This is a genomic window from Chrysiogenia bacterium (genome assembly GCA_020434085.1).
Lineage (GTDB): Bacteria > JAGRBM01 > JAGRBM01 > JAGRBM01 > JAGRBM01 > JAGRBM01.
On sequence record JAGRBM010000514.1, the window covers coordinates 1 to 7,234 of the forward strand.

The window sequence follows — 7,234 nt, forward strand, 5'->3', positions numbered from 1 at the left end:
CGCAAAGCCCGCGTGCAGCGCATTCGAGAGGACGTGGTAGGCGGCCACGTGGTCTTCGAAGAAATACCACTGCGCCGCGAAGCTGAAGTTCGAGAGCGGGCGCAGCTTGGCGGGCCCATCAAAGGCCGCCGCCCACCACGTTCCCAGGTCCCAGGGCCGGAACTTCGTCACGCCCGCGTTGTCCTGCAGGGTGGCCAGGTCATCGAAGACGAACACGCCGTCGAGGTTGCTCAGGCTGAAGACGGCAAAGACCAGGGCGAAGATCGCCAGCGCTAGCTTGCCCGTCGCGGGGATCTTTTCCTCGGCAGGTTTCACGCCGGAGCGCGCGGCTGATTTTCCCGACTTGTTGGTGCGTTTCTTTGCCATTGGGTGCGCCAACCATAGGCCGCGCGGGCCAAGGCTTCAATATGCCCGGCTGCCCTACACCACCGGCCCCAGGATCCGGGCGACGGACTCCACGCTCTTTTGCCAGGTGGAGCGCGCGGCAAAGGCCGCCGGATCGACACGCGTGGAGGCAAGCGTGTCCTTGACGAAGAATTCCTCGAGCCGCCCGGCGAAGTCCTGCCCGTAGACGTAGGCGTTGACTTCAAAAGCCAGCCGGAAGCTGCGCGTGTCCATGTTCGCACTGCCCAGGCTGCACAGCGCGCCGTCAATCACGATGCCCTTGGCGTGGAGCATGGAGGCTTTGTATTCATGGATCGCCACTCCCGACTCTAGAAGCTCTTCGTAGAAACTTCGCCCCACCAGGTCGGCCAGCGGGTGATTCGAGCGCTTGGGGACCAGCAGCCGCACATCCACCCCGCGCAGCGCAGCCAACGTGATCGCGCTGGCCAGCGTGGGATCGGGGACGAAGTAGGGCGTCGTAATATAGATCCGCTCGCGCGCGCTCTGGATCATGGCGACGGTGAGCTGATGGAGCTTCGAGAACTGCTGGGCCGGCGCGCTCGGGACGATCTGCACGTAGTCGAACCCCATCGCATGCGGCGGCGGAAAATGCCGGGGCTCGGCCAGCACGTTGCCGGTGGCGAAGTACCAGTCGCCGGCGAAGATTTCCTGTATCTGCGCGGCCGCAGGCCCCGAGACTCCCACCCAGGTATCGCGCCAGGGCTCCCCCTGCTTGCCGTGCAGGCCTGCGTAGGCATCACCGATGTTCATGCCCCCCACGCAGGCGCGAACGCCGTCAGCGACCAGTAATTTGCGGTGATTGCGCAGGTTGTAGACGGCCCAGCCCTTGAGCGGGCCCACAGGCAGGAAGCGCGCCACCTCCCCGCCTGCCTGTCGCAACGGCGCGAAGAAACGCTCGCGCGTGAGATAGCTGCCCACCGCATCGATGAGCAGACGCACCTGCACGCCGCGCTGGGCCGCGCGAATGAGAGCGTCGCGCATGCGCGTTCCGGTACGGTCACTCTGAAAGATGAAAAATTCCATGTGCACGTGATGGCGCGCGCCGTCGATGAGCGCTTCCATCCGCTCGAAGCTCTCCACGCCGTCGATGCTCACATCAACCTGATTGCCGCCGGTGGGCAACCACAGTCCGAGGCGCTGCGCCACGGTGATGAGCGCCGGATCGACGCCGTCGATCACGCCCTGCTCGGGCTTTTCCTGCCCGTCGCGCACCTGCACCACAAAGCGCTCGATGTGCTCGTTGGCGCGGGCCTTATCCTCGGTGCGGATTCGCAGGCGGTTACCGCCCAGCAGGACAAAGAAGAGAACCCCCACATAGGGGAAGAGGATGATGGTGATGAGCCAGGCAAGCGTGGCGCCCGGTTCGGCCTTTCGGCTCAGGATGCGCGGGATGTAGAGCAACGTCACCACGTAGCCGCCCACCGTGAGCGCTACCGCCGTCCAGATCTGCATTGTCGTCTGCTCGTCCACCGCGCGTCCCTTCACGAGTGACGCCCTTTCGGGCGCGGGGTAAAGCTACCGTATTTTGGCGGATTGTGGCGAATTACTTGCCCGCGGGGAGAATCACCTCGACGGTGATTTCGTCGTCCGAGCTGCCGGGGCCATCGGTGATGGCAAGACGTCCCTGATGGCGTGCCACCACGCGGTGGACAAAGGGAAAGCCGCTCTCGCCGGCGCCCACGCCCTCGCGGCAGGGCCATGAACAGCGGAACACCACTTCGCCGCCCTCCATGCGCGTGCCCAAATGGATCTGCGCGCCGGGCCGGGAGAGGCTTGCCAGCGCGCGCTCGATCAGGCTGTCCATCAGCCAGAGGAGTTCGATCCGCCCGCCGAAGACCTTCGGAGCGGCGGAATCGAGCGAGATGCTCACCATGAATTCCGAGGCATCGTGGCGCGCGCGCACCTGGGCGAGCGCGTCACTCACCAGCGCGTTGAGGCTCACCATTTCATGGTTGGCGGTTTGTTCGCGGCTCAGCCGGCCGAGTTCGGCCAGCAGGGTCTGCACGCGCGTCAGATGCGCGCCCAGTTGCTGGAGATCCTCGCGCGCGCCCTCTGCGCTCGCCTCGGCCAGCAGGCTGGAGACGAGCGCCCTGCCCTGCTCGGTGAGCAGTTCGAGCTCTCCGGTCACAGCGGCGGCGAGTTCGCCGGTCTGCACGCTGCGGCCGGCGCGCGCCAGGTGATGCTGCGTGGCATCGAGCCGCGCGCGCGTGCGCCCGAGCGCGCCCTCTTTCTCGATGAGCTGACCGCGCACGACCCACACCAGAAAGAAGACGAGCCAGGTCAGACCGATTACCCAGACGAGGTAGCTGCCGAACACCCCGGGGCTCAGATAGAGCGCCGCCAGCGCAGAGGTCGATGCCGCCGCGGCGTAACCCAGCAGGCCGAAGTACTCGCTGAGCGAGAGGCCCAGCAGAATGAGCGTCGCCATGATGAGACAGTAGACCCCCTCGCGGCGGCCGTAGATCAGCAGGATGAGCGGTGGGAGGCTCACGAAGAGGGTCAGGCCCGGAGATGAAAACGTGCCGATGTAGTGGAGCACCCAGAAGCACACCAGCGAGAAAAGCGTAAAGAATGCGTAGGGATAGAGCGCGGGTTCCTCGTCCTTCGCACGCAGCAGCCAGCCGCTTGCAGCAAAGAAGACAAAGATCGCACCGGCCAGCCAGAAGAGCAGGTTCATCTGGGAAAGCCCGGCCGGATCGAGCGTTTCGACGGTCTGGAGCTGCGGGAGCATAAAGCTGAAAAAGATCAGCCAGGGAACGTCCACTGCAAGGCAGAGAAGCGAGAGGTAATAGGTCTTGTCACGGGAATTGTTGGCCAGCAGCCGCGCGGCCCACTGTTCAATGGATGCAACCGGCTCAACGGGCTGGCTGCGAGCAACCCCGCCCCGGTCACTCACCTGCTGGTTCATAGGTGGCCGCTACTCCCCGGTCTCTTCGTCCCAGAACACTTCGCCCACGCCCTTGCGAAGCAGGCGCATGTGGCCGTCCTTGAGCTCCACAACCGTGCTCGGGTCCAGGTGCAGGATGCCGCCGTCGAAGACACAGTCGATGAGCTTGCCATAGCGCGCTTCGATGTCTTCGGGATCGTTGAGCATTTCCTTCTCTTCGGCCGGAACGTCAAATCGTGGGTCGGTCACGCTGGTCGTGATGATGGGATGGCCCAGTTCCTCGACAATGGCGCGGGGGAACGGGTGCTCGGGAATGCGCACGCCGACGGTCTTCTGATTGGTGGTGAACAGGCGCGGCACTTCGCGTGTGGCTTCCAGCACAAAGGTGTAGGGCCCCGGCAGGCGTGCCTTGAGCACGCGGTAGTCGGACTTCGAGACCCGCGCATATTGCGAGATATGCGCCAGGTCCGAGCAGATCATGGCCAGGGGCTTGCCCTGCTCCATGCGCTTGATCTGGTAGATGCGATTGACCGCGCGCTTGGAATGAAGGTCGCAGCCCAGGCCGTAGATCGTATCCGTGGGATAGACGATCACACCGCCGGTGCGCAGGATCTCGACGGCGCGCAAAACAGCCCGCCTGTCGCTCGATCCCGGATGTAGCTTCATTCGCATGATATGGAAGCTAGGTGCCGCATAGGGCCACGTCAAGGGGCTCCGGCGGCGAGGCAAACCGCCGAAGCAAGGATTGGAGAGAAAGGGTGGGTCACCCTCCCCTGGGGGATGGGGAGTGTGGGTGCACGGGGAGGGTGACCGGGAAAATGAATTGTTGAGCAATCAACGGGCGATGCCGTACTGATTGCCCTCGAGCCCCGGTTCAGTCCGGCGCTCTGCCACGCGGATCTCATCGACTGAGTAGTCTCCGCGCAAGTAACCTACGAGAAGTTTGACCGTCTTCACGTCTTCGCGTCCGTGCTTGGCGGCGTCCGCCAACGTATCGACCGCCCCACGGGGGGTGAACTGGTGAACGCGGAACGAGCGGGGCGAGATCATTCCCACAAAGGAATCGGCCACCTGCAGCACCGAGCGAATCTTCGCGAGCTTCTCGCGGTCATAGCCCGGCGCGTCGGGGACCCAGCGCTCGGCCGGGCTGTTGCGGTGGTGATGGAAGGCCAGCCACGCGGGCAGCGAGGGGCCCATAATCCGCGCAACCAGCACGCCCGAGCTCATCTCGTGACTCATGTAGGCCTGATATTCTTCGACCTTGAGGCGCGTGACGCTGGTGAGCACCCCGCGCGGGACGCGCGAGAGTCCGATGTCACGCAGCAGGAACCCGAGCAGGGCCTCCTGCAGGAGTTTTTCGTCCTCGTAGCACTGGCGAAGCAGCAGCCCGGCGAGCGCGGAGGAAATAATCACCTGCGCATAGGCCGAGGGGGAATGCTTTGCCAGGTCGTTGATCTCCGCCAGCAGGGCGCTGGGGATCTGAATGTCGCGCGAGACACGCATCGCTTCGAAACGCGCGCGCTCGGTATCGAAGATTGCGTCGTAGAGGGGATGGCGCAGGTATTTTTCCATGTCGCCGAAGAGCTGCGTGCGACGCAGCGAGGTGGTCATCGTATCGATGGGGGAGCGACGCTTGGCCAGGTCTTCGATGAACTGGGGGTTGACCATCTCGCCGCGCATGGCGACGGGCTGACCATTGGCGCTGTAGAGGTCGACGAAGACGCAGTGATAACGGCGTCCATCGGGTGCGCGATCACCCGTGGCACCACCGATTGTGGTACGAATGGTCTCGCGCCGTGTGCCCGGCGCGATGACCGGTCCCCTGTTGCCGTAACCTTGCTGCACTACCAGACCCCCTGGTGTCCAAATACATCGCGTCCGTAAGCCCTGTTCGGGCCTGTCTCAAATTGCCTGGGGGAGTAGATACAAGAAAGGCCACCCAAGCAGACAAGGCCCATTTCTGGACGCTGTGTACTCTGGCGGCCCGACTGGCGTGAGCTTCAGCGGATGAAGCCGGTAGCCTCGTGACTCTGCGTCCCGCCCTTTCGGGCGGTTTGCTCTGAGCAAAGTACCAATACCAAAAACTATACTACGAGGCCTTGCGGCCCAATTGCAACGATTTTTTTGCCGCGGGAAGCCCCCGCCGATTAGGCTTGGGAAATCAGTAATGATCTTGCATAGATTCAAATCTGCCCGATTCCTGATGTGGGGACTTCTCGCGCTGCTGCTGGCGGCCCCGGCCCATGCGCAGGAGCGCGTGCAGGCCATCCACAGCGCCGTCGCCCAGCTTGTCGAGACCTACCGCCAGGCCAAGTTCGCCGCCGATCAGGGGATGGAACCGACCCCCGAGCTTCTCAAGACCCGCGCGCAGGCCATCGAACTCATCGGCCAGGGGGGCCCGCTCGCCAGCACGCCGCTGCGTGAGGCGCTCCAGCAGGACAACCTGCCCGCCGGCGCGGCCTACATTATGGGGACGATGCTGCTGCTCACCGACGGCGCAACGGCCGGTGATTTCGTGCTCGCCCAGCTCAAGGAACGAGACCCCGCCGAAGACCCGGTCGAGGCTTTTCGCTTTGGCCATACCCTGATGATCGCAGCGCCCCACCACGGCGCTGTCTTTGCCGAGCGACTGGCCGAGCTGCCCAGCGAGGTTCGCTTCCCGGTGCCGAACGAGGGCATTGCCTTCCCTCTGATCGGCGGGATCGCCTGGCTCTATGCCGCCGGCGACACCGATGCGCTCAATGATCTGGCAGCCCTCATCGAAGACGTGAGCCGCCTGCCGCCCCATGTCTCGGACAACCTACTGCGCGTGGTGACCCAGCTCCAGCTCCACCAGCTTCTGCCGCTGGTCGAAAAACAGGCCGCCGCCGCTGCAGAGGACTCCCCGCGCCTTCGCGCGCTCATCTGGGCGCTGGGCCAGTTCGACGATCCGAAGGTCATCCCCCAGCTCGACAAGTTCCGCCGGACGCTGGGGGACCCGGTTCTTCGGCAGGAGGCGGTCTTCGCCCTTGGAGAGATCCAGTCTCCCGCTGCGCTGGGGCCACTTCGTGACGCTCTCTCGGACAAGGCGCCCGGCGTGCGCAGCTACGCGGTCTCCGGACTCGTCAAGCTCGGCACGCCCCAGGCGATCGCACTCATTCGCGAGGCACTCGGCGGTCCCGAAAGCGACCAGCAGGTGCAGGCCGACTACCTGCGCGCGGCGCGCGAGGCGGGCGATCGCACCTGGCGCGAGGCCCTGGCAAAGGCCGCCGAGAACTGGCCCAAGCACAAACTGATTGCCAAGGAAACGTCCCTTTCGCTCGCCCGCACCGAACCACGCAATCCCGCAGCGCCGCCGCCAAGCATCTGGCCCGGTGAGCCGATGAACGATCTGCCGCCCGAACGGCTCAACGAGCAGCTCTGGGATGTCATCAATGCACGCGGCCTTGGTTTTTCCCAGCTCAAGAAGACGGTGCTCTATTCGGCAACGCCGAAACACATTCAGCACCTGGAGTATCTTCGCACCCTGCTGGCCCGGGAGCTCTCGCGCCAGAACCTCGATACCTGGCTCGATGTGCTCAACACCCTGCAGCTCGTGCGCCGCCGCCTGCGTGAGGATCCGCGCCCGCTCTTCGCCCCGCGCGGCAGCCCCTCTCCATGAGCGCTCCGGCGGACTTGCAAAGCGCGACGGGAATGCCATTCTTCGCCGGCCCCACCGGGCGAGAGAACAATGCAGATTCAGGCTTTCATCTTCGATTTCGACGGCGTGCTGGTGGATTCCGAGCGCGTGCACTGGCGCCTCTACCAGGAAGTGCTGGGGCCCCTGGGGCTCGGTTTTACCTGGGAAGAATACACCGCCAAGTCGATCGCCCTTCACGACGTAGGCTGCATACGCGCCGTGGCCGATGAGCGCGGCAAGGCGCTCTCCGACAGCGAGTTCGCGCGCCTTGTTGCACGGAAGGC

The 7,234-nt window shown here is 64.5% G+C and carries 7 protein-coding genes and 1 riboswitch; of the genes, 2 read left to right on the forward strand and 5 right to left on the reverse strand.

Annotated elements, in window-relative coordinates:
• From KDH09_17285 to KDH09_17305, 5 genes are all read right to left on the reverse strand, one after another.
• A partial coding sequence (locus KDH09_17285) for a hypothetical protein (GenBank protein ID MCB0221454.1) occupies positions 1-366 on the reverse strand: 366 nt, incomplete at its 3' end.
• Between the two features lie 54 nt (positions 367-420).
• A complete protein-coding gene (gene cls, locus KDH09_17290; protein MCB0221455.1) occupies positions 421-1,890 on the reverse strand; it encodes a cardiolipin synthase in 1,470 nt (489 codons plus the stop codon).
• A gap of 58 nt (positions 1,891-1,948) precedes the next feature.
• Complete coding sequence (locus KDH09_17295) at positions 1,949-3,313, reverse strand: hypothetical protein (protein MCB0221456.1); 1,365 nt, start codon at positions 3,311-3,313, stop codon at positions 1,949-1,951.
• Between the two features lie 9 nt (positions 3,314-3,322).
• Positions 3,323-3,919 carry a threonylcarbamoyl-AMP synthase gene (locus KDH09_17300; GenBank protein MCB0221457.1) on the reverse strand — a complete coding sequence of 199 codons (597 nt, stop codon included), beginning with the start codon at positions 3,917-3,919 and terminating at the stop codon, positions 3,323-3,325.
• Between the two features lie 207 nt (positions 3,920-4,126).
• Positions 4,127-5,137 carry a hypothetical protein gene (locus KDH09_17305; protein ID MCB0221458.1) on the reverse strand — a complete coding sequence of 337 codons (1,011 nt, stop codon included), beginning with the start codon at positions 5,135-5,137 and terminating at the stop codon, positions 4,127-4,129.
• A 130-nt stretch (positions 5,138-5,267) separates the two neighbouring features.
• A riboswitch (cyclic di-GMP riboswitch) is annotated at positions 5,268-5,361 on the reverse strand.
• Between the two features lie 98 nt (positions 5,362-5,459).
• On the opposite strand from KDH09_17305, the gene KDH09_17310 reads away from it, so the two are divergent.
• A complete protein-coding gene (locus KDH09_17310) occupies positions 5,460-6,932 on the forward strand; it encodes a HEAT repeat domain-containing protein (protein MCB0221459.1) in 1,473 nt (490 codons plus the stop codon).
• A gap of 69 nt (positions 6,933-7,001) precedes the next feature.
• Positions 7,002-7,234, forward strand: a 233-nt coding sequence (locus tag KDH09_17315) for an HAD family phosphatase (protein ID MCB0221460.1), incomplete at its 3' end; no start/stop codon positions are given.